The organism is Streptomyces sp. NPDC002306 (assembly GCF_053593435.1).
This window is the reverse complement of the sequence record NZ_JBSFCK010000050.1, coordinates 1-24,839: the sequence shown is the minus strand read 5'-3', so window position 1 is coordinate 24,839 and position 24,839 is coordinate 1. Positions and strand designations below refer to the sequence as shown.

The following is a 24,839-nucleotide window of genomic DNA, read 5'->3' as shown; positions in this document are numbered from 1 at the left end:
CGTTGCTCGAGGGATGGATAATCCGGCGTTTAGGAGATGCCGAATTCCTGGTTAAGGAAGTCGAACACTTCGTCGTCTGTGGCGGATTCAAATCCGGAAACATCGACCGGATTTGCCGGGGATTGCTGCTCCTCGAGCTGTGACAAGCATGCTCTAAGGTGAGTAAGTATTTCTTGTTTCCTTGCGTCGCTTTCCTTCATTCCCGAGATGATGGAGGTGAGCTTTTCGAGCTCTGCGAGCAGATGGTCGACCCCGCCCGAGGTGACAGGAGCGCCTTTGAGGAGCTGTAGCTTGATGTGCGTCGCGAGGGAAGCTGGGGTCGGATGATCGAAGATCACATTGGTCGGCAACCGCAATCCAGTTGAAGCGCCGAGCCGGTTGCGGATTTCAACGGCAGCCAACGAGCTGACACCCAGATCCCGAAAAGCGCGCTGCGGATCTATTCCTTGGGACGAGTCATAACTGAGCACAGCGGCCGCCTGGGCACATACCAGATCGAGCAGCACACCTTCCTGCTCAGTTTCCGCAGCAACAGCCAGCTGCCTCGCCAGAACCGGAGCCATCTCGGTAGTGCTGTTACCAGAACTGGCATCCTCGGCCGTCAGGATCCCGCGGACCTCGGGTAGATCCTCAAAGAGGCGAGTCGAACGGACGGATGTGAAGGTGGGAGCGAACCGCTCCCAGTCCACATCCACAACCGTAACTACGTCATCGTTGTGGTTCGCTGCCTGCTGCAGAGCGCTGATGGCAGCCTCCGGTGACATCGCGCACAGCCCGCGCTTGTCCAGTTGTGCGACATCCGCCATGCCTTCCCCAGCCCACGGCCCCCACGCGATGGACATCGCCGCGAGCCCCCGGGCCCGACGGTGCTGCGCCAGCGCGTCCAGGAAGGCGTTTCCAGCTGCGTACCCACCTTGTCCCTTTCCCCCCCAGACGCCCATGACGGACGAGGTCAGTACGAATGCGTCAAGTTGCCTTCCGCCGAGGAGTTCATCCAGGTGGATGGCGCCCGCGACTTTCGCTGAGACTGCATTCGTGAATTCCGTGAGATTGGTTTCTGTTAGAGGGGTGGAATGGTTTACGCCGGCGGCGTGTACGACTGCGGTCAGTGGTGGCTTTGATCGCAACGTCTCCAGCAACTCCTGCAGGGCCTCCCGGTCGGCCACATCACAGGCGGACAGTGTGACCTCGACGCCCAGTTCGGTCAGTTCCCTCTCCAGTTCGAGCGCGCCCGGGGCTTGGGGACCTCGGCGGCTGGACAGCACCAGATGTTCGGCTCCGCTGCGGGCCAGCCACCGGGCGATGTGTGCGCCGAGTGCCCCAGTGCCACCGGTGATCAATACCGTGCCGCGGGGCTTCCAGGCACTGGCTGAGTCTGGTGGGGCAATGTCTTTGAGGGGGGCTCTCGTCAGCCGGCGGGCCAGGAGTGCTGAGGCTCGTACCGCCAGTTGATCGTCATGGTGTGAGGTCGACAGTGCGGCGCACAGCCGTTGTGCCGTCCGTGAGTCCAGCCGCGGGGGGAGGTCGATCAGTCCGCCCCAGCGGTCGGGATGCTCCAGCGCCGCGACTTGGCCCAATCCCCACAGCATGGCCTGCCCCGGGTTGTCCATACGGTCCGACGCTCCCGTCGACACCGCACCCCGAGTGGCCACCCACAGCGGCGCCCCAATACCGGCGTCGCCGAGAGCCTGCACCAGCGCCATCGTGCCAGCCATGCCGAGCGGGATGACGGGATACCTGGGGTGGGGCCGGTCGTCGAGCGCCAGCAGCGACAGCACACCCTCCACCGCTGACGAGTCAGTCGCCCCGGGGTCGCTGGCCGTAGCCTCTACCAGCGCTTTGTGTAGCTCCTGGGCCAGCGAGGAGCGGTCGGCTTCGGCCAGGCCCTGCCGGATGGTGATGGGGTGGACGCCGCGCTCGGTCAGCGCCTGCACCGTTTGAGCGACCAGGTCGTCATGGGAGCTGTCACCTGGGAGCACCACCAGCCAACGCCCCGATGTGTGCGCGATAGGAGCCTCAGGAAGTGGCGTCCAGGTGATCCGATACCGCCAGCCGTCGAGCTTGGCTTGCTCGCTTTGCTCCCGATGCCAGCACGACAGGGCCGGCAGCACCTCGCTCAGCGGGGACCGGTCGCGGTTATCGAGTTTCAGGAGGCTGGCCAACTTCTCCATGTCCTGGTGGTCCACCGCCTGCCAGAACGGGGTATCCATCGATGCGGCACCGCCAGTGTCCGGCACGGTGGACTCGGGTGTGTCCTCCAGCCAGTACCGCTGTTGCTGGAAAGCGTAGGTAGGCAACTCCACCCGCCGCCCGCCCCAGCCGGTCATTACCGAAGCCCAGTGCACGAGAACGCCCATGACGTGGACCTGGGCGAGCGCGGTGAGGAGCGCCTGTGTCTCCGTGCGATCCCCCCGCAAGGCGGGCACCGCGACAGTATCGGCCTCGGCCAGGCAGTCTTGTGACAGCGCGGTGAGCACCCCGTCCGGGCCCACCTCTATGAACGCGGTCACACCCTGGCCGTGCAGCCATTGCACACCGTCGCCAAACCGCACCATCTGCCGCACATGCCGAGCCCAATACTCCGGGGAACACGCCTCGTCGGCAGACATGAGTTCGCCAGTGAGGTTGGAGACGAGCGGTATCACCGGGGCGCAGAAGGACAGTCCCGCAATGTTTGCAGCAAACTCCTCCAGCATGCTGTCGACGCGGGGTGAGTGGAATGCGTGGCTGACCCGCAGGCGCTTGGTCTTCCGGCCCAGGATCTGGCACTGCTCGGCGATCTGCAGAACCGCGTCCTCGTCTCCGGAGAGCACCACCGATGAGGGGCTGTTGACCGCCGCGATGCTGACCCTGTCCTCGAAACCGGCCAGAAGCGGCAGTACTTCATCGTCGCCAGCCTGCACCGCCACCATAGCCCCGCCCGATGGCAGGGCCTGCATCAGTCGGCCGCGGGCCGCGACCAGGGCGCATGCATCCTTGAGTGACCACACGCCGGCGACGTGGGCGGCGGCCACCTCGCCGATCGAATGCCCGAGCAGGAAGTCGGGCCGTACGCCCCAGTGCTGCAGGAGGCGGAAGAGCGCGACCTCCACCGCGAACAGTGCGGCTTGGGTGTAGACGGTCTGGTCCAACAGGTGCGCGTGTGCCGTGCCCTCCTCGGCGAACATAACCTCCCGCACCGGCTGATCCAGGTGTGCGTCCAGGTGCGTGCAGACCGAGTCCAGGGCTTCGGCGAAAGCCGGGAATGTCTCGTACAGCTCTCGTCCCATGCCCAGACGCTGGCTGCCCTGACCGGGGAACAGATAGGCGACTTTGACGCTGGGCCGGACCACACCATGAACCAGACCGGGGACGGCGCGGTCGGTGGCGAGGGCACGCAGGCCGTGCGTGAGGTCGTCACGGACCTGCCCGAACACCACCGCCCGGTGGTCGAACTCCGATCGTGACGTCGCCAGTGAGAAGGCCACGTCCATTGCGGATAGTTCGGGGTGGGTCTGTGCGTGTTCCCACAGCTTTTCGACCTGAGCACGCAAGGCCCGCTCGCTCTTGCCCGACACGAGCCACGGCACCGTCGAAGGAACACGCGGCGACGGGCCGCCGGGGACGCCCGTGTCAATGGCTGGGGCGTCTGCTGGGTTGGAGATGGTCTCGACTGGCGGGGCTTGTTCGAGGATGACGTGCGCGTTGGTACCGCTGATCCCGAAGGAGGACACCCCGGCCCGGCGCGGGTTACCGCTGTTCGGCCAGGGCTGTGGCTGAGTGAGCAGCCGCACCGCTCCTGCGGACCAGTCCACGTTGGGTGAGGGCTCATCCACGTGCAACGTCTTGGGCAGGAAATCTTCACGCAGGGCCATGACCATTTTGATCACGCCGCCGACGCCGGCGGCGACTTGGGTGTGGCCGATGTTGGACTTCAGCGAGCCCAGCCACAGCGGCCGATCGGCGGGTCGGTCCTGGCCGAGGGTCGCCAGCAACGCCTGGGCTTCGATCGGGTCACCCAGCCTGGTACCGGTGCCGTGCGCTTCCACGACGTCCACGTCACTGGCTGTGAGGCCGGCGTTTGCCAGCGCCTGCAGGATCACCTTCTCCTGCGCGGGTCCGTTCGGCGCCGTCAACCCGTTGCTAGCCCCGTCCTGGTTGACCGCTGAGCCCCGCACCACCGCCAAGACAGGGTGTCCGTTACGGCGGGCATCCGACAGACGTTCCACAAGCAGCAGGCCCGCGCCCTCGCTCCAGCTGGTGCCGTCAGCCGCCGCCGCGAAGGCCTTGCACCGCCCGTCCGGGGCGAGCCCGCGCTGCCGACTGAACTCGACAAAGGTGTTCGGGGTGGCCATCACGGTCACGCCGCCAGCCAGGGCCAGCGTGCACTCGCCCGCCCGCAGCGACTGCGCCGCCAGGTGCAGGGCCACCAGTGACGACGAGCAGGCCGTGTCCACCGTGACCGCCGGGCCCTCCAGCCCGTAGGCGTAGGAGATCCGGCCGGAGGCGACGCTGAGGGTGCTTCCGGTGAGGAGGAAACCCTCGAAGCCCTCTGCTGCCTTGTGCAAGTGTGAGGCGTAGTTGTTGTACATCACGCCGGCGAAGACGCCGGTGCGGCTACCTCGCAGGGCGGTGGGGTCTATTCCTGCCCGTTCGAAGGCCTCCCACGCGGTCTCCAGCAGCAGCCGCTGCTGGGGGTCGATCGCGGTTGCCTCACGTGGGCTGATCCCGAAGAACTCGGGGTCGAAACGGTCCGCGTCATAGAGGAAGCCGCCTTGGCGGGCATAGGACGTTCCGGCCCGTTCCGGATCCGGGTCGTACAGATCCTCCAGGTTCCAGCCCCGGTCTGTGGGGAAGCCTCCGATCGCATCCGTGCCGTCGGCGACCAGCTGCCACAGGTCTTCGGGAGTTCGCACACCGCCGGGGTAGCGGCATGCCATGCCCACGATCGCGATCAGCTCGTCCTCCTTCACCTCAGCCTCGGTGACTGGGGCGGCGGTTCTGCCCGGCGCATCTGACAGCTTCTCCAACAGATTGCGGGCCAGGGCGGTAGCGGTCGGGTAGTCGAAGACCATGGTGGTCGGCAGCCGTAGCCCGGTGGTCGTGTTCAGCCGGTTGCGCAGCTCCACGGCGGTCAGCGAGTCCAAGCCCAGCTCTTTCAGGCCGCGTTCGGCATCGATGGCGTCGGGATTGGTGTGTGCCAGGACAGCCGCGATCTCGGTGCGGACCATATCGAGCAGCACGCGTTGCTGTTTGTCGGCCGGTAGCCCGGCCAGGCGATCGGCAAGTTGTCCCGTGCCCCCAGCCGTGTAAGCCGCCGCCCGCCGTCCAGGAGCACGGACCAGACCGCGCAGGACCCGGGGCAGATTGCGTGTGCCGGCGCGAGCCTGTAGCGCGTGCAGGTCCAGGCAGGCTGGCACGACCAGTGCGGAACTGGTACGCAGCGCGGCGTCGAAGAGTGCAAGGCCGTTGTCGGGGGCGAGCGGGGTGACGCCGAGACGGGCCCAGCGCGTCAAATCGGTCTGCTGCAGCCCCTCGGTCATGCCGTTGCGCTGGTCCCACAGGCCCCAGGCCAGTGAGGTCGCGGGCAGCCCTTCGGCTTGCCGGTGCTGGGCCAGGGCGTCCAAGAAGACGTTGGCTGCGGCGTAGTTTCCCTGGCCGGCGCTGCCGAGGGTACCGGCGATGGAGGAGAAGACAATGAAGGCGGACAGGTCCAGGTTCTGGGTGAGCTCGTGCAGGTTCCACGCCGCGTCAGCCTTGGGTCGCAGAACTGTGTCGAGGCTTTCCGGGTTCAGCGCGCCGATTGGCCGGTCGTCCAGAACGCCGGCGGTGTGCACGATCGCGGTCAGTGGATGCTCTTGGGGTATGGCCTGCAGCAGGGCGGCCAGGTCCTGCCGGTTGGTGACGTCACAGGCCACCGTGGTGGCCTGGGCTCCGAGGCCGGCCAGCTGCGCCACCAGGTCGGTGGCGCCAGGGGTGTGGGGTCCGCGGCGGCCGGCCAGCAGCAGATGCCGTACGCCGTGTTCGGAGGCCAGGTGCCGGGCGACCAAACTGCCCAGCGTTCCGATGCCGCCCGTGATGAGTACGGTGCCGTCCGGGTTCCATGCCGGAGGGATGGTCAGCACGACCTTCCCGACGTTCTGTGCCTGGCTCATGAAACGGAACGCCTCGGATGCACGCCGGACATCCCAAGTCCGCACCGGCAGGTGACGCAAGGTGCCCTGTTCGAACAGGGCGACAATGTCAGTGAGGATCTGGTGGAACCGTTCCGGCTCGGTGTGGGCGACTTTGATCAGATCGAATGCCTGATACGCCACTGCCGGGTGGACTGCGGCCACTTCGCGCGGGTCCCGGATGTCGGTCTTGCCTATCTCGACGAACCGCCCGCCGCGAGGTAGCAACCGCAGCGAGGCGTCCACGAACTCTCCTGCCAGGCAGTCCAGGACGACGTCGAGGCCGCGGCCGCCAGTGGCAGACAGGAAGCGTTCCTCGAATTCCAGGGTGCGCGAGGAGGCGATGTGAGCATCGTCCAGCCCGGACGCGCGCAGGGTGTCCCACTTGCCGGGGCTGGCGGTGCCGAAGACTTCCGCGCCGAAGTGGCGGGCCAGTTGCACGGCGGCCATGCCCACGCCGCCGGCGGCGGCGTGCACGAGCAGCGACTGGCCGGATCGCAGCTCGGACAGGTTGACCAGGCCGTGGTAAGCGGTGGCGAAAACGATCGGTACCGCCGCCGCATTCTCGAAGGTCCAGTCGTTGGGAATGGGTACGACCAGCCGGTGATCGGTGACCGCGACCGGTCCGAACGATCCCGGGATCATGCCCATCACCCGGTCACCGGGGCGCAGCGCGGTGACCTCACTGCCGACTTCGGTCACCACGCCGGCGCCTTCGCAGCCCAGGGTCGCGTCACTCAGGGAGATGGCATCCAGGGTGACCAAGACGTCGCGGAAGTTCAGTCCGGCCGCGCGGACCGCGATCCGGACCTTGGTGGATCCGAGCGGCCTGCTGGCGTCCTGGCAGGGCAGCAGGGCTAGGGCCTCCAGCGTTCCGGGGGTGGTGACATCCAGCCGCCAGGGTGTTTCCGCCGGTACCCGCAGTGTGCTGTCGTGGACCGTCCGGGTCAGGCGGGGGACCAGCGCCTGTCCGGCGCGGACCGCGATCTGTGGTTCGCCGCACGTGAGCACGGCGGGTAGTTGGGCTGTGGAGCGAGGGTCTTCGTCCATGTCGACGAGCACGAAACGGTCCGGGTGCTCAGTCTGCGCGGCGCGCAGCAGCCCCCACGCGGGTGCATGGTCCAGGCCCGGCATGCTCTCCCCAGTGTGGGTGGAGACCGCTCCGGCGGTCATGAACACCAAACGGGAAGAGATGAGCCGGTCGTCGGCCAGCCACTCCTGGATCAGAGCCAGCGTCTTGTGGGTGGCGACACGCGCCATCGCTGCCGGGCCTGCGGCAGTGTCAGGTCCAGCGGGGCAGGGAACGAGCACCAGGTTCGGGACTTGCACACCCGACGCAATCGCCTCACGCAACGCGGCCAGATCGGCGTACGCATCGGTGGGGAACGCGCCGGCTTCCAGCCAGGCCAGTCCGGCTCCCTCGGCGCCCAACACAGCCCAGCGGCCGGTGGCAGCCGCATCGGTCGGGACGGGCACCCAGTCAACGTGATACAGGCACTGGTGGTGTCCGGCGGCGACGCCGGTCAGCTGGTTGGCGGGGACATTTCTGAGGACCAGTGAGTCGACCGCCGCTACGACCGCACCGCTGGCATCGGCGAGCGTCAACCCCACGCTACCGTGAGCAGCCGGTGACCAGCGCGCTCGCAGCGCGGTGGCTCCGGTGGTGTGCAGGGCCACGCCCGCCCAGGAGAACGGCAGCTGTATCCGCTCGGCGTCTTCCTCGGGGGCGCTGGCTTTGAGCAGAAGGGGGTGCAGCGTGGCGTCGAGCAACGCGGGGTGGATGCCGAAGCGTGTGGCCTCGGCCTGTCGTTCCTCGGGCAGGCGCGTTTCTGCGTAGATATCTTCCCCCAGGCGCCAGGCGGCCCGAAGGCCCTGGAAAGCCGGTCCGTACGCGTACCCGAGGCCGGCAAGGTGTTGGTAGAGGTCGTCCAGCCCAACCTGTGTCGCATCTGGTGGCGGCCAGATTTCCAGACCGGTCGTCTGGGCACGGTCGCTGGTGGCCAGCAGGCCCGTGGCGTACCGGGTCCATCCCTCCTTGTTTCCCGACGAGGCCATGCTCTGGCCTGTGCGGGCGTGGATCGTGATCGGGTGGTGACCGGAGTCATCGGGGTTTCCGACAGCGAGTTGGAGCTGGACCTCGCCTTGCTCGGGGAGGACGAGGGGGGCTTCGAGGACGAGTTCCTCGAGCCGGTTGCAGCCGACGTGGTCCGCGGCTGCGAGGGCCATCTCCACGAAGGCGGTGCCGGGCAGCATTACGGCGCCGGCGATCACGTGGTCGGCGAGCCAGGGGTGCGTCGCCAGTGACAGCTGGCCGGTGAGCAGCAGCCCGTTGCCGTCGGCGACGTCAACTGCGGCACTCAGCAGCGGGTGGTAGGTCGTTCCCAGTCCGAAAGCGGTCGCCTCCCCGGTGGCGGTGGGGGCATCGAGCCAGTACCGCTGCCGCTGGAAGGCATAGGTGGGCAGGTCGACCTGGTGGGCGGCAGGGAGAAGCGCCCTCCAGTTGAGATGGGCGCCCTGGGTGTGGGCGTGGGCGAGCGCGGTGGCGAGGGTGAGCGTCTCGGGTCGGTCGCCACGCAGTGTCGGGGCCAGCACGTGGGTGTGGTCAGGGGGGAAGCAGTCCTGGGCCATGGCTGTCAGAACGCCGTCGGGTCCCAGTTCTATGAATGTGGTGACGTCGTGGGCCTCGAGCCAGCGGATGCCGTCCAGGAATCGGACACTTCGGCGGACGTGCTCGACCCAGTAATCGGCTGAGTTTATTTGATCGGTGGTAACCAGCTCGCCGGTGAGGTTAGAGACGATAGGGATCCGCGGTTCAGCGTAGGTCAGGCGGGCGGCGACTTCACGGAACTCGTCGAGAATGCCGTCCATGTGCGGGGAGTGGAAGGCGTGGCTGACCCGCAGCCGTCGTGCCTTGTGACCCTTGGACTCCCATTCCCGGGCGATCTGTTCGGCGATCTGTGCGTCGCCGGAGATGACGGTGGAAGTGGGCCCGTTGATCGCGGCGATCGCAACCTTGTTCTCGTGGCCGGCCAACGACCCCAGAATCTGCTCCTCACTGGCTTGGACGGCGATCATGGCGCCGCCTTCAGGGGCGGACTGCATGAGCCGGCCGCGAGCTACAACCAGCGTGCAGGCGTCCTCCAGCGTGAGCACGTCGGCCACATGGGCGGCGGCCACCTCCCCAATCGAGTGGCCGGCCACGTAGTCGGGGGCGAGGCCGTAGTGCTCAAGCAGCCTGAACAGTGCCACCTCGGTCGCGAAGAGGGCGGCCTGGGTGAAGACGGTCTGATGCAGCAGATCTGCCTCGGCGGTGTCCACAGCGGCGAAGAGGATGTCCTTCACTGGCCGTGGTAGATGCCCATCCAGGTGGGCGCAGACCGCGTCCAAGGCCTGGGCGAAGAATGGGTGGGTCTGGTACAGCTCGGAGCCCATGCCCAGGCGTTGGCTGCCCTGGCCGGTAAACAGGAACGCCATCCTGCCCGCACCACGGGTGCTGCCCCGCACCACACTGGCCGTGTCCTCCCCCGCGGCCAGCGCAGCCACGCCCCGCACGAAGTCCTCCCTGTGCTCGGCGAGCACCACGGCCCGCTCCTCGAACGCGGCCCGGCCGGTCGCCAGCGAGAACCCCACGTCCGCCACACCGGGCCCGGCACCGGATCTCACGTGGGCCAGCAGCCGCCCGGCCTGCGCGCGCAGTGCCGCACCGCCGGGAGCCGACAGCACCCACGGCACCACCTGGGAGGGGACCGCTCCCCCGACCGGGCCGGCGTCCTTCGGAGATGCGCCGTCACAGGCGTCCGGAGCCTGCTCGAGAACGAGATGGGCGTTGGTGCCGCTGATCCCGAAGGAGGAGACACCCGCCCGCCGCGGACGGCCGGTCTCCGGCCACGGGACGCTTTCGGTCAGCAGGGACACTGAACCGCTGGACCAGTCGACGTGCGGGGACGGCTCCTCAACATGCAGCGTTTGGGGCAGCTTTCCGTGGCGCATGGCCATGACCGTCTTGATGACCCCGCCCACACCCGCAGCGGCTTGAGCATGGCCAATGTTCGATTTCAGCGAGCCCAGCCGCAGCGGCTGGGCAGCGGGCCGGTCTTGCCCGTAGGCGGCCAGGATGGCCTGGGCCTCGATCGGATCGCCCAGCGCCGTCCCGGTCCCGTGGGCCTCCACGGCATCGATCTGGCCGGGCCCCAAGCGGGCGTTCGCCAGAGCCTGCCGGATCACCCGCTCCTGCGAAGGACCGCTCGGCGCCGTCAGCCCGTTGCTGGCACCGTCCTGGTTGACCGCCGAGCCCCTGATCACCGCCAGCACCGGATGGCCCTCACGCTCCGCGTCGGACAGCCGCTCCAGGAGCACCAGACCCGCACCTTCGGCCCAGCTGGTGCCGTCGGCGGCAGCAGCGAATGCCTTGGAACGCCCGTCAGGCGCCAGCCCGCGCTGCCGGGAGAACTCTATGAACATGCCCGGCGAGGCCATGACCGTTACACCGCCGGCCAGCGCCATGCCGCACTCACCCTGCCGCAGCGACTGCGCCGCCAGGTGCAGCGCCACCAGCGACGACGAACAGGCCGTGTCGACGGTGACTGCCGGGCCCTCCAGCCCGAAAGTGTAAGAGATGCGGCCCGAGGCGACACTGGGAGTGCTGCCCGTCAGTAGAAGGCCCCCGGCACCGTCCGCCTGCTCATGCAGGCGGGGGCCGTACTCCTGGGCTGTCGCGCCGATGAACACTCCGGTCCGGCTTCCGCGCATGCTTCCCGGGTCGATACCCGCCCGCTCAAACACCTCCCAGGCCGTCTCAAGCAGCAGACGCTGCTGCGGGTCGACCGCGGAAGCCTCGCGCGGGCTGATCCCGAAAAACTCCGGATCGAAACGGTCCGCGTCATACAGGAAGCCGCCCCGGCGGACGTAGGTCTTGCCTGCCAGACCCGGCTCGGGGTCGTACAGCTCATCCGTGTTCCAGCCACGGCTTGTGGGAAACTCGCCGATCGCATCGACACCGTCAGCAACCAACTCCCACAGATCCTCCGGTGAGACCACGCCGCCCGGATACCGGCAGCCCATTGCCACGATCGCGACTGGCTCCTCTGCGGACGCCGGGACAGACGCGGTCCAGGCGTCCGCCCCGGCTTGTACGTCGAGCAGCTTGGTCCGCAGGTGACGGGCCAGCGCAAGGGGAGTGGGGTGGTCGAAGAGCAGCGTGGCGGGCAGTGGCATCCCGGCCGCGGAGCCCAGCTTGTTGCGGAGTTCGACGGCGGTCAGCGAGTCGAAGCCCAGGTCCTTGAAGGTCCGGACCGGGTCGATCTCGTGCGGGCCGGGGTATCCCAGGACGAGTGCCGCGTGGGTACGCAGCAGGTCGAGCAGGAGGCGCTCCTGTTGCAGGGGGGACAGGACGGTCAGCTGGTCACGCAGGCCGGAGCCAGCGTCGGAGCCGGTGTCGGGGGTTTTTGAGACCGTGGAGGGGGACTGGTCGCCCGGCCGGGGCACGGCGCGCCCGTCGCCTGCCGGGGTGTCCAGCCAGTGCCGGGTGCGCTGGAAGGCGTACGTCGGCAGTGGCACCCGCCGGGCGTCCTGACCGTTGAACGCCGTCGGCCAGTCCACCGTGTTCCCCTCGACGTGCAGCGTGGCCAGCGCGCTGATCAGCGCCTGTTCCTCCGAGCGGTCAGCGCGCAGGGCGGCCACCATGGTGACGTCGTCGGCTGCCTCTGCTGTGTCTTCGGTGAGGCAGTCATGGCCCATCGTGGTCAGCGTCCCGTCGGGGCCCAGCTCCAGGAAGGCGGTGACGCCGTCGGCGTAAAGCCGGCGCATGCCGTCCCGGAAGCGCACCGTCTGCCGGGCGTGCCGCACCCAGTACTCCGGCGCGCAGATTTGCTCCGCGGTGGCCAGCTCGCCGGTGAGATTCGAGACGAATGGCACGAGGGGTGGATGGAATGCCAGCGTCTGGGCGACGGCGCGGAAGTCCTCCAGCATTCCGTCCATGTGCGTGGAGTGGAAGGCGTGGCTGACCCGTAGACGTTTGGTCTTGCGGCCCTGCTCGGCCAAGGCGGCGGCGACCTTCAGCACCGCCTCCTCATCGCCCGCGACCACCACCGAGCCTGGTCCGTTGACCGCGGCCAGGGAGACCTGCTGCTCGCGTCCAAGCAGCAGCGGCAGTACCTCGGCTTCGGTGGCCTGTACGGCCACCATTGCACCGCCGGTGGGCCCGGCCTGCATCAGCCGGCCGCGCGCCGCGACCAGCTTCGCCGCGTCGCCCAGGGACAGCACCCCGGCCACATGCGCGGCCGCCAGCTCGCCGACCGAGTGTCCGGCCACGAAGTCCGGCCGAACACACCAGGACTCCACCAGGCGGAACAGCGCGACCTCGACCGCGAACAACGCGGGCTGGGTAAAGCCGGTCTGATCCAGAAGCCGAGCATCCGTCCGCCCTTGCGCTGCGAAGACGACGTCCTGGACCGGCCGGTCCAGATGCAGAGCCAGCTCCCTGCAGACAGCGTCGAACGCTTGGGCGAACACGGGAAACGCCTCGTACAGCTCACGCCCCATGCCGGGCCGCTGACTGCCCTGACCCGCGAACAGGAAAGCGAGCTTGCGATCCGCCCTGGACACGCCCCGCACCAGCCCCGGCGCCTGTCGGCCCTCAGCAAGGGCGTCCAGACCGGTCAGGAGCCCGTCCCGCTCGGCAGAGACAACGACGGCACGGTGCTCGAAGGTGGTGCGGGTTGCCGCCAGCGAAAACCCAAGGGCCGCCAGGTCGGTGCCCGGACGGTCGGCCAGATGCGCCCGCAGCCGCCGCGCCTGGCCCCGCAGTGCCTTCGCGGTGCGGCCCGACACGACATACGGCAAGACGGCTGGCCGCACTGCCGCAACACCCCCGGCAGCCTCCGCCCGCCCGGTGTCCGCCGGGGGCTCGGCCAGGACGAGGTGGCAGTTGGATCCGCCCATGCCGAATGAACTCACACCCGCAATCAACGGTCGTTCCGGAGCCGGCCAGGGACCGGTCTCGGTTACCACCTTCAGGTGAAGTGACTCCACAGGAATGGCCGGATTCGGCGTTTGGAAGTGCAGGCTCGGTGGCAGCTCCCGACGGCTGATCGACAGCACCGCTTTGATCAGACCGGTCACCCCGGCCGCACCCTCCAGGTGGCCTACGTTGGTCTTCACCGAACCGACCAGAAGCGGACGATCGGCGCCGCGCCCGGCACCCAGGACGGTACCCAAAGCCGCCGCCTCGACCGGATCGCCGAGCTTTGTACCGGTGCCGTGCAGCTCCACGTACTGCACATCGGCCGGATCGACGCCGGCTCGTTCGCAGGCTAGCCGCAGCACCTCCTGCTGCCCGGCTTGGCTGGGCGCCGTGAGGCTGTCACCACCCCCGTCGTTGTTGACCGCGCCACCACGGATCACACAGTAGACCCGGTCTCCGTCGGCGACAGCCTGCGACAGGCGCTTGAGCACCACCAGGCCGCCGCCCTCCCCCCGCACAAATCCATTCGCCCGGGCATCGAAAGCATGGCAGCGGCCGTCCGGCGACAGCCCGCCGAACTTTGCGACGCCGATGGCGCTCTCCGGAACAAGGTTGAGGTTGATCCCACCCGCGAGCGCGACCGCCGACTCACCGCTGCGCAAGCTCTCGCACGCCATGTGCACCGCGACCAGAGACGACGACTGCCCGGTATCCACCGCCAGACTGGGTCCCCGCACCCCCAGCAGATAGGAAAGCCGGTTGGCGATGATGCCGCGCTGCACACCGGTGACAGTGTGCTGTCGGATCGTCTCGACGCCGCGCCGGTACGACAACATGGCGTAGTCATCCCACATCGCGCCCACGAACACGCCCGTCCGGCTTCCCCGCAGCGCGCCGGGGAGAATGCCGGCGTCCTCCAACGCCTCCCACCCCAGCTCTAGCGCCAAGCGCTGCTGGGGATCCATGACGGCGGCCTCGCGCGGCGAGATCCCGAAGAAGCCAGGATCGAACTCGTCGATCCCGTCCAGGAAACCGCCCCAGCGGCTGTTTGTCTTCCCCGCGACCGAGAGATCGGCGTCATAGAGGGACTTGACGTCCCACCGATCCGCCGGAGTCTCAATGACGGCGTCGACGCCGTCACGCAGCAGCCGCCAAAAGGCTTCCGGACTCGCCGCTTGCGGAAGCCGGCATCCCAGGCCGACAATCGCGACCGCCTCACCGCCTAGGATGCGTGTTCCCTCGGATTCGATGTTCGTCAGCGTGGCCTTCGCACCTCACCTGAGTCGCTCCCCGACGATCACCCGATCGATGGGCAGACCGAGTGGGGAGACATTTGCGGTTGAGCCTGGCGATACTCGCATTGCCGCTCCTGCAGGCCGCTGGCTCACCAATGTCCTAAAGGCGGACAAACTCAACTGTTACTGTCAGGCGTCAGCTGTCCATGAGTAATTGCTACTCGGCCCGTGACATGCGCAGTGCCAGCCACGTACTCGACGAGCGTCGGCCCCGTGCGGTGCAGGTCACCGATATCCGACCAAAAATTCCCCAAGACTACTGGGACTCCTGACGAGCAGGCTGTGAGGCCGACCGCACCCCGGCGTCACCCGCCACAACGCTCCGGACCTGTACGGGGCGAGGCCGGGAACGTGGCGCCCCTCGCACGCCGGACAGGGGCGGTCAGTCCGCGATCGAGGTGTGCACCGGCTGTGCTGGCTGGGCCCGCATGACGGTGGGGGTGTAGTGGACGAGGGCCTCGGCGTGAGGTCCTCCAGAGCCCTGCGGCGCCGGCGATGACCTCGGAGGCCGCAGGGACCAGGAAATCCTCGTCGAGCGGCCGTACCGGCAGGCCGGCGGCCGCGGCGACGAGGACTTGCAGCACCGCCTCCAGGTTCGACGTGCCCGCCTCGCGGACGGTGCACCGCGGGGGCGTCCTCGGCGGCCGCGGCGGCGTGTGCGAATCCGCGGGGAACGTACAGGACCTCCCCGGCCTGCAGACGGTCTCGAGCAGCAACTTTCCGGGGCTGCCGACGACAAGGCCCGGCCCGCCGCGACGGGATGTCGTCTGGACAAGGCGTTCGCTGCGTTCTTCCGTCGGGTCAAGTCCGGTGACACGCCCGGCTATCCGCGCTTTCGCGGGGTGAACTGGTTCGACACGGTCGGCTTCCCGAAGGACGGCGACGGATGCCGGTGGAACTCCACCCCACACGGCCCTGCCACCCGCGTCCGCTTCCGGGGCATCGGGCATGTGAAGGTCAACCAGCACCGGCCGGTGCCCGGCCGGATAAAGGACCGTCTCGGTCAAACGTGAGGGCCGTCGGTGGTTCGTCGCACTGACCGCCGAACAGGAGTGCCCCGAACCGCTGCCCGCGACCGGCCGCGCCGTCGGCATCGACCTGGGCATCGCGAACTTCCTCGCGGACTCGGACGGCGGTTTCGTCCCCAACCCGCGACACCGGCGCAAGGCCGCCGCGAAACTCGAAACCGCACAGCAGGCCCTGTCCCAATTCCCGCGCCGGAAGGCCAAGGACCGCACCGCCAACCACCAGCGCGCGGTGGAGAAGGTCGCCCAGCTCCACCGCAAGGTACGGCGTCAGCGGCTCGACCACGCACACAAGACCGCCCTCGGTCTCGTCCGTGCGCATGACTTCATCGCGCACGAAGACCTCCAGATCCGCAACATGAGCAAGGCCCCCGCACCCAGGCCCGACCCCGACCAGGCGGGCGTATTCCTGCCCAACGGGGCAGCGGCGAAGTCCGGGCTCAACCAGTCGATCCCGGATGCCGGTTGGGGGGTGTTCCTGACGATCCTGCACGCCAAGGCTGAAAGCGCCGGACGGAAAGTGATTGCCGTGGACCCCCGCAACACCTCCCGGACCTGCCCCGCATGCGGGCACACCGCCAAGGAGAACCGGCCCACCCAGGAAAAATTCCACTGCCTCGCCTGCGGCCACACCGCCCACGCCGACACAGTGGGAGCCACCAACGTTCTACGGGCCGGGCTGGCCCGTCGCAACGCCCACCCGGCATAGCGAAAAGCCCCGTCCCACAGGGAGGAGTCACGAGACGGATCCGGCTACTACTACGACTCCTCTTGGGTATCCATCTCGAACCACACGGTCTTCCCCCTACCGCTGGGTGAGTTCCCCCAGGAGGAAGCCAGGGCAGACACGATCACCAGCCCCCGACCCCCTTCGGCCTTGTCCTCGTCCGGACCGAGGTCCACGAGCATGGCAGGGTGGGAGTCACTGTCCCGTACTTCCATCCGGAGGTGGTCGGGGTACTTGCGCAGACATACGTCGACGTCGCTGTCGCCGTGGACGATCGCGTTGGTGACGACCTCCGATGCGAGCACCTCGGCGGAATCGGACAGTGAAGCCAGATGCCAGCTGTCCAGGGACGTGGTGAGGAAACGCCGGGCGCTCCGTACGCCTTGGTAGTCGTGGCGGTGCAGGTGGAGTCGTCTGATGGATTCCTTGACCTCCCTGGCGGGGCCTTCGTACCGCAGCAGCAGAAGAGCGGCATCGTCCACCCGCCGGGCCTGTCCGACACCTGAGCCCATCAGTCCGTCGCCGAGCCGTTCCAGTTCATCACCGGAGTCCGCGACGGCGGCTTCCAGCGTTTCCCGGGCCAGCTCGCCACCCCTGCCGGACACGCCGTCCGTGTAGAGAACCAGCAGCGTTCCCGGCTCCATGGTGAGGATGTCCGCCTGATACGACGGACTCGGCTCGACTCCCAGCGGGACACCTATATCGGTGGCTGCCGCCAGGTAGGCACCGACAGCGGTTCGTATCAGTGGGCGCGGATGACCGGCGCTGACGACCTGGGCCGTGCCTGTCTCGGGGTCGAGCCAGACGCAGCAGCAGGTCGCGAAGTGATCCGTCTCCAAGTCGATCATCAGGCGATTCGCGCGATACAGCACCGTGCTCGGGTCGTGGCCTTCCAGCGCATAGCTGCGCACCGCACTGCGGAGCTGCCCCATCACCACGGCTGCTGCCGTGTTGTGGCCCTCGACGTCGCCGATCACCGCGGCCACTTCGCCGCTGGGGAGCGTGATCATGTCGTACCAGTCGCCTCCGAGCTCGATCGCGCCGGTGGGCGGCTCGTACCGGCTTGTGGTCAGCACACCCGCAAGCTGGGGAAGCACTCGGGGCAGCAGGGCTTCCTGCAACTTCTGTGCCAACGCGTGGCTGGCGTCGTAGAGCTGGGTGCGTTCGAGTGTCTGGCCGAGCAGCGTCGACAGGGTGGACAGGGGCGACAGCCGCGTGGTGACCAGGCGGTGCTCCGGTGCGAGGCCGACCGAGCATGTGCCCAGTACGTGGTCTCCTGCAAGCAGCGGGAGAACAACCCACACGTGCTCGTCACGGCCGTCCGCTGTCATGTGGCTTTGCCCAGGCAACTGGCCTTGCTCTCCTGCCTCGTAGATGAGCTGCTTGCGGTGCGTGATGGCTTCGGTCTCAGGAGACTTCGTGTTGCTGATGGAGCTTGCGTTGACAGATTTCAGGTACTCCTTCGAGCAGCCCGATGCGCCCACCACATGGAGCTGGTCGCCCTCGATCAGGCTGATGGCCACCGCTCGGGCCCCGAATCCGCAGACCAGCCGCTCGATCGTCAGCGCGATCGCGTCCCTCGTATGCACGACAGGCATCAGGGAGACGGCCAGTTTGTGCAGGTGAAAAATGAAGGGTGCGCTCCAGTTGATCGGCGATCCGTCCCCTTCCTTAGAGGAGGCCCCGCCGGTCTCCGTAGCGGCACCGGTCTCCAGGGAAACCACCAGCGGAAGCTTCGGAGGAGACAGAGAGACGCCGCGGTCGGGAAGGCGGTCCAACTCGGCCGAGAGATGTTCTGCCGCTTCGCGCAGGTACTCCGTATCGTCCACGCACACCCCTTGAACGTGGTGCGGCAAGAACGCCATCAAAGCGCCGAACCTGCGCTCTCCTGCTGCCAGCGGTGCGGCGGTCACGATGTGCGGAGCAGCCGCGTAAACCCCGAAATCGAGATGCCGTGCCGCTATGTCGTAGGAGTGGGCCGTGCAGACCCGCCGCGTTCGGTAGGCCCGGACGGAGGGAAGAGCCAGGTCCTCGGTCGGCAGACGCTCGGGTACGACCGAGCCCAAGGGGGAGGTGACGATGGCCGCAGCCGCCAACATCGGTTCCCCGGGCACGGCCAGATAGACCGCGACGGCTGACGCGCGCAGTTCGCGCATACAGCGACGAGCCGCCGACACGCAGAGGTCGTCGCGGCCCTCCGCGTCCGTCATGGTGCCGGCGCGGGGCCACGACCGAGAAGAGGATGCCGGAGTCTGCATGTCACTCGCCCCAGTGCTTCACAACCCCTTCGTCCACCGTACTCCGGGCCACTCCGCCAGGCTCGTCACGGGTATGCGCAGCCCGGAGACCGTGTGCAGGGCAGCATGACTCTGCGGGATCATGCTGCCCTGATGAACGGTGTCAGCCGAGCGGGTCGGCCCCGTCGCGCAGAGTGGCCAGGACCGAGGCGTACATGCGCTTCTTGATGGTGCCGAGGGTGTCGCCGGTCTAGTCCAGTTTGAGTCTGGGCGATCTCGACGGCTGCGGATGGCACGGCATCCTCGTCCGCTGCCCGGTCGACGATGCCGGTGGCCGTCCCGCCGTAGCGGCGGGCGGTGGTCATAGCCCCTCGTCCGCGGTCTGGGGCGCCAGCCGGGACCGGATCAAGGCGACCATCCGAACGCGGGCCCGTGACGTTCTCCGGAAGCGTGGCTGAGACCGGAACGGGGTTGCTGGAGGCACACGTGACGGGTACTGGGTCGCCGCAAGTGCGTGGTGGCTGACTTCCGCAGGTCGGTGTTTTCGTTGGGCCGCCCTTGCTGCACGACCACGGCCGCCCCAGGAGCGCACTCCCTCCTGGGGCGGCCGGACCCCAGGGGCGGCGACGGGGCGAGCGGTCGTTTAAGAGTTCGACGCGCTCGGTGGACAGGGGACAGCATGGTCCACTTCCCCGGCGTCGCCCCAGGCTCACAGGGGCTGGTTGGTTCCTCAGCAGAACTTGGCCGCCGCTGCCGCGGCTCCCGCGTCCCAGCCCTTCTCCCAAGTTGCGGTGTGGGGGGCGATGCCTTGCGGTTCCTTGGCTTGGCAGTTCGCCTTGACCGCGTTGAAGCCAGCGGTGAATCCTGCTGCGCGCTCCTCATCCTTCTGTGACTGTTCGCCCTTCGACTTGGCGCACTTGATGGTGGCCTCGCCGGCATCTACTTGGATGTGGTACTGACCGTTGGTCGTGATGGGCACGACGAAGGCGCCGTCGGCGTCCACGGTGAAGCCCGTTCCGGCGGCACCCGGGCCGAGGAATGCCACCTTCGACCCCTCCTTGAATCCTTCGCCTCTGAGCGCGAAGGTGGCCTGGCCCGGAGCATCGGTGTTACGCACGACAGCGCAAACCGCTTTCGAAGGGGCGGCGGCGCTGCTACTCGCGGGTGCCTTGTCGCTCATCGCTTGCGCACCGACAGTCGAGGCGAGTGTGAGTGGCAGTACGAGTGGTGTTGCCAGGAGAGCGAGACGACGTCTGCGGTTCATTGATCCACCCTCGTATGAGCGGGCTGAACTCTGCTCTGCAGCCCTGGTTCTGCACCGTCACACGGAGCCCATTACCCCCGCGTGACGATGGCATGGAGACCTCAGAATGCTCTGTGGCATCCTCTGGCCAGAAGACCGCTTGATGAGTATGTGAATTCGAGAGAAGAGCGGTTGGGGGGTCGCGGTTTGGAATATGCATGCTGGACGGTCTCGAAAGCCGTCATGAGCCGCGGTAGGAACTTCCCTATCAGTCCAGGCCGTCAGCCCGACTCTTTCCGCACTTCGCGGACCGCTGCCTCTCCCCGGGACCCTCTGCCTTAGCGGAGTTATCCCCCCAACCCTGACGAAGCGGCACTGCAACATTATCATCTATTGCGGATTGCTGCCCACGGCGGCCGCAGTCAGGTGCCAGAGCTTCTACACCTTTCTGCATACCGATGCCATATGGCGCGACGCAGGCGTGCCGGCCGGTGACGTCCCCTGCCCGGCGCCATCCACAGCCCGGACTTCAGTCGATGAGGGTGCGCAGGACGGGCACACTGCTCCCGGTGCTGAGCAACCCGGCGAGAACCGCACCGGCGACTGACGCCCGCTCAGGAACGTGAGACAGCCGACGACCAGGCCGATGACGACCCTCGCCAAGAGGACGATGGCGGTGTGCTGCGTCACGAACGTATGAGGCTGCTGCCTCGGCTCGGGCAGATCCGGCGGCGTAGGCGCGGGTGCGGAACTCACGTACTGCTCCAAGAAAGTTGACGCGTGGGACGCCCGTTCTTACGTCACGTCGCGGTCAATACCCCACGGCTTGCCCGCGTCCCGGCCGCACTCAAAAATTCTTGGAGAAGTCCGTGGGGTACCCCACGGAGAGCGACTTACAAGGAGGCGGCGAAGGCGACCCCCACTCAACGAAGGTGAGGGTAGACCGGACGACGACCGAAAGGGAGAAGGGAATGCAGGGCGACGGTGCGGGCAGGCAGTCCGCAGCCGCGCGCCCGGGACCTACAACCTTCCGGCCGGCACTCAACGCGTGAGCATCACCACCTACTTCATGGAAGCCTACCTGTCTCTCCTTCGAGGGCTGGCGACTTTCAGCGCCCCTATGCGGGGAAAGCGGCGGCCGCCGCTCACGCTCCTGCATCGCTCGTTGTGCCTGCCGGAGGGGCCGGGGGAAGGTCGTCGAGGTCGATGACGGTGTAGGCGCACAGGCGGCGGATGAGTTGGGAGGCGACGTACCAGCGCAGGCCGGGGTGCCCGTAGGGCAGTGCGTCCTGGCCGGTGGCGGGTAGGGCTTCGAGGCCGTTGTCGGTGTACTGGTAGGGGGTGCCGATGACTCCGTAGAGCGGAGCGCTCTGGACGAGGAACACGGTGGGCCGGCGGTCGAGGTGCGGGCACTGCTCGGCAGCCATGCGTGCGTGCTGGAGGCAGACGGGCGGCTGGGCAGTGCGCACGACGGCGTCGTCGGGGTGTACCTCGTTCGGGCCGGCCAGGAACATGCAACCCTGCTTCGTACGGGCGGGCTGGGCGCAGATCTGGCAGCGCAGTTGTTCCATGCATTCGCGTTGACGGGAGGGGTGGACCATCCGCCAGCGTGGTCGGCCGGTGGGGAGGTTGTTGAGGCCGATGCTCTGGGAGCAGCGTCCCCACAACACGCCCCGCAGGTCCCGATCGTCGAGCGATTCGTCGCGGTAAGCGAGTTGGAGGCGTCCGTCGGGGCCTTGGACGCTGCGCAGGGAGGCGAGGAGGTCGGGGTGTTCGCCTTCACGACCGGTGATGTAGGGCACGACCCGAGTGGTGCTCGGGCTGGCGGGACGGGCAGGCATGCGAAGAATCCCTCTCGGTGGATGAGGCACGCGGCCGGCGCTGGCCGGCCTGGGCTGAGGACGGCGCTACGCCGCGGATGCGGCGCCGACGTGGTGGGCCTGCCCCGAGGCTCGAACTGCCCAAGGCTGGAGGCCAGGAAGGACGCTGGGACCCGTCCTCCCGGCCCTTCGGCGGCGGGACGGGAAGTACGCGACCCTGACCCTGCGCTCGCCGTGGGGCTCCGGCAGTCCCTGGGGCGGGGAAGGGGCCTGGAGGTCAGTGACGACGGACGGTGTTCGCGCAGCGGCTGTGGATGTGGCCGGCTCGTGCTGCGCCGCCGCTGGGGCTGACCTTGTCGTAGGGCATGGTCTGCTCGCCGTCGTGGATGGGCTGGTCGCAGGCCAGGCACATGGTCACGTTGGTGAGGGCTTCGTGGTGGTCGCACAGGGCGGCGAGGGTGCGGGCGAGGCGGCGGGCGTAGATGAGCGGTCCGTGCGGGCCGGGTCCGGGGTGGGCGTGGAGTTTGGTGTGGGCTTGCCTGGCGCAGGCGAGAGCGACGTAGCGGGGCACGTCCTCAGCAGGCCGTCTCGCGGCCGCCTGCTCGACCTGCGCGATGAGCAGGCGGGTGTGCGTACGTAGAAAATCCGTGAGCGCTGCGAGCTCATCGTGGGTGAGGGGGAGTGCCTGGCGGTGGGGGAGGAGCAGGCTGATGTTCCAGCGGATCGCGGCGACGTCGACTGTGAGTGTGCCAGTGGTGAGTGCATTCAACTGATACACCCACTCTCCAGGCGGTGGCCGGATTGCAGCAGCCGGGCCGGCGGGGGCTCATATTTCGCATGCACGGCGACACCCGCAGAGAAGGCGATTCGGGCCAGGTTGGTGGCGTGGACACGGATGGCTAAATCGCCGCGCCGGGGACGTTGTACATATGAAAGGTTGTGGAGCGCCATTCCCATACTCCTTCAGATGCAAAATGGGATGTCGGATGCGGAGGGTCCTCAGCGAGCGGCTGGAGGTGCTCTGTCCCCCCAAGACTTCAGGACGCTTAGGCTGTTGGCTTCCCACCCGCGGGTATCCCCGTGATGGGTACAGTCGGTAGCGGGTCACCTTCCCGGCCGTGATTTGCAAGCGGGGCATCCAATGACGGACTACCGACCTCCCACGGCTCTGCCGCGTGTGCTACTGGAGCGTGCGGACGTCCGAGCGGCGCTCGCCGCCCACGACTTCGGCACCGTCTTTACGCTCGCCCGCCAGCATGCCGGGATCAGCTACGCGAGGATCGCCGCAGAATGCGACATCAAGCCGGAACGTGTCGGATCCCTGGCGCGTGGCCAGGGCAGTGTGACCACCTTCGAGAAGATCACGCGGATTGCCGATGCCCTGCGTATCCCGGGCTCGTTGCTCGGACTTGCCTCACGCCCGTGGGAGGCCGGTCTCACTCCGGACGTGGAGGGAGAGGATGCTGTGCGGCGCAGAGATTTTTTCAAGGCCTCCGCTGGGAGCGGATTGGCAGCGAGCCTGCCCGAACTGACCCGGCCGCAAACGGGCCGTCACATCGGAAGCGACACCCCGAAGCGGCTGTGTGAGCGCACGGCTCGCTTGCGACGCCTGGACGACATCCTGGGTGGCGGCGACACCTACCGGGTCTACCTCGGCGAGTACCAGGCCACCAAAGCTCTCATCCGCGACACCACGTACACCGAGACCACAGGCCGCGCCCTGCTGTCCGTTCTCGCTGAACAGGCCCAGCAAGCCGGGTGGGCAGCCTTCGACGCCGGCCGCCCCACCGAAGCCGCCAGCCTCTACGAGACCAGCCATCAGGCCGCAACCCAGGCCACAGACATGGCTCTCGCCGGCAACGCACTCGCTTTCCTCGCCTATCAGACCACTCCGAACAACCGGAAGGCCGGCATCGAGATCGCAGAGCGCTCGGTCACCGAAGCCGGCCTTGGAGCGTCGCCTGCCGTGCGCGCTCTGCTGCAAGAACGCCTCGCTTGGGCCCACGCCGTCGCCGGGAATGCAACCCAGACCGAGCGTGCCCTCGATGCCGCGGCGAACTCTCTCGCCGAAGCCGACGGCGACACGTCCCATCCTGACTGGGTAGCGTGGGTGGACCACACCGAACTGCAGATCATGACCGGCCGCTGCTGGACCGAACTCCGCCGGCCGCTGCGCGCAGTTCCCGTGCTGCAGACGGCACTGGCCGACTACGACAGCAGACACGCCCGGGACAAAAGTCTCTACCTGTCCTGGCTTGCCGCTGCTTATGTGCACGCCGGCGAGATCGAACAGGCCGTCGCGGTAGCAGACCAAGCGCTGGATCTCTCAGCCGAAGTGGCCTCTGTACGGCCCCGTCAGCGGCTCGCCCCCGTCCTGAACGAATTGAACGGACATCGCGCGCTGCCCGCAGCCGCTGCTCTCCTGGAGAAGGCGGGGCTGTGATCAGACCTGGTCGGCCTGCTGCGTGCTCGTGGTGATCCACGCCAGGCATGCTGGTGAGCCTGTCTCGATCACTACGGCCGCGACCTCGGGGTTGCGCCACGGATGATGCTCGAGCAGATGTGCTTCCAGCTCCTGGTACCGCGCCCGGGTAGTCTTCAGCAGCAACCGCCATTCTTCTCCCGTACCAAACTCTCCATCGTGCCAGAAGGCGGAGACCACCGGACCCACGATCTGAGCGCCCGCCGCCAGTCGCGCACTGACGGCCGATTGCGCAAGGCCAACAGCCTGCTCCTGTGTCGCCGTTGCTGTGGACACCTGCAAGAAGTCAACCATGCGAGCGAGACTAGCCCGGGCCGAGGCGACGGTTGAGGGACTTCGACGCGTGCGAGGGCGCGATTCAAAGCCTTGATGCCGCTGCCCAGCACTGGGCCGCGCGCAAGGTTCCGGAAAGCCCCCGGCCGTCGGTGCCACGTCGGGGTCCGGACCTCAAGGTCAGAAATTGATACAGGCGGATGATCGGACTGTACGGCGTCGAAGGGTCCGTGCAGGGGGACCGGCCCTGCAACGAGATCCGGCACAGGGTGCAGAACCTCCTACGCGCCCTGGCCGAGCACGTGGGCGGAGACGACACACAAGTCGTGCAGTTCGGCGATGCCGCAGCCGTCATGGCCTTCGTCCTGCGCGACCACGCTGAGTCCGGACAGCGCTTCGGCGGCGTGGCCGACGACCGCGCCGCCGGTCCGCGCATTCGTCAAGCCGTCCGCGAGAGCACCGCACTGTGAAACCGCACGTAAGAGGTCGTTTTCATCTCTGAAGCCTGTTTAATCCCAACTCGACTCAGTGAGCATTTTCAACGTTGCCTCTCCAGGGTGAGGACGGCTTTGGCGATGAGGGTCATGCGGTTGGGGCTGATGCGAGATCTGCGGAAGATCTGCC

8 protein-coding genes and 2 pseudogenes are annotated in these 24,839 nt (G+C 67.6%); 2 read left to right on the top strand and 8 right to left on the bottom strand.

The window, feature by feature from the left end:
* Positions 1–29 precede the first annotated feature (29 nt).
* Entirely contained in the window at positions 30–14,372 is a 14,343-nt protein-coding gene (locus ACWCQK_RS37755; protein WP_451163091.1) for a type I polyketide synthase, read from the bottom strand.
* A gap of 803 nt (positions 14,373–15,175) precedes the next feature.
* Here ACWCQK_RS37755 and ACWCQK_RS37750 point away from each other — a divergent pair.
* Positions 15,176–16,142 (top strand): annotated as a pseudogene (locus ACWCQK_RS37750) (RNA-guided endonuclease InsQ/TnpB family protein).
* A gap of 50 nt (positions 16,143–16,192) precedes the next feature.
* Here ACWCQK_RS37750 and ACWCQK_RS37745 read toward each other — a convergent pair.
* The 4 genes from ACWCQK_RS37745 to ACWCQK_RS37730 form a co-directional block, all read right to left on the bottom strand.
* Positions 16,193–18,316, bottom strand: coding sequence for a SpoIIE family protein phosphatase (locus ACWCQK_RS37745; protein WP_451163085.1), 2,124 nt, complete (start codon positions 18,314–18,316; stop codon positions 16,193–16,195).
* Between the two features lie 811 nt (positions 18,317–19,127).
* Positions 19,128–19,577, bottom strand: coding sequence for a hypothetical protein (locus tag ACWCQK_RS37740; RefSeq protein ID WP_451163083.1), 450 nt, complete (start codon positions 19,575–19,577; stop codon positions 19,128–19,130).
* Between the two features lie 1,208 nt (positions 19,578–20,785).
* Positions 20,786–21,481: a hypothetical protein gene (locus ACWCQK_RS37735; RefSeq protein ID WP_451163081.1), complete on the bottom strand. Its 696-nt coding sequence runs from the start codon at positions 21,479–21,481 to the stop codon at positions 20,786–20,788.
* Between the two features lie 256 nt (positions 21,482–21,737).
* Complete coding sequence (locus ACWCQK_RS37730) at positions 21,738–22,238, bottom strand: DUF6415 family natural product biosynthesis protein (protein ID WP_451163079.1); 501 nt, start codon at positions 22,236–22,238, stop codon at positions 21,738–21,740.
* 363 nt (positions 22,239–22,601) lie between these two features.
* Here ACWCQK_RS37730 and ACWCQK_RS37725 point away from each other — a divergent pair, with 363 nt between their 5' ends.
* Positions 22,602–23,903, top strand: coding sequence for an XRE family transcriptional regulator (locus tag ACWCQK_RS37725; protein WP_451163077.1), 1,302 nt, complete (start codon positions 22,602–22,604; stop codon positions 23,901–23,903).
* On the opposite strand, the gene cutA is transcribed toward ACWCQK_RS37725, so the two are convergent.
* From cutA to ACWCQK_RS37710, 3 genes and pseudogenes are all read right to left on the bottom strand, one after another.
* Complete coding sequence (gene cutA / locus ACWCQK_RS37720) at positions 23,904–24,236, bottom strand: divalent-cation tolerance protein CutA (protein ID WP_451163075.1); 333 nt, start codon at positions 24,234–24,236, stop codon at positions 23,904–23,906.
* 260 nt (positions 24,237–24,496) lie between these two features.
* Positions 24,497–24,658: a hypothetical protein gene (locus ACWCQK_RS37715; RefSeq protein WP_451163073.1), complete on the bottom strand. Its 162-nt coding sequence runs from the start codon at positions 24,656–24,658 to the stop codon at positions 24,497–24,499.
* Between the two features lie 95 nt (positions 24,659–24,753).
* Positions 24,754–24,839: pseudogene (locus ACWCQK_RS37710) on the bottom strand (IS5/IS1182 family transposase); the annotation flags it as partial.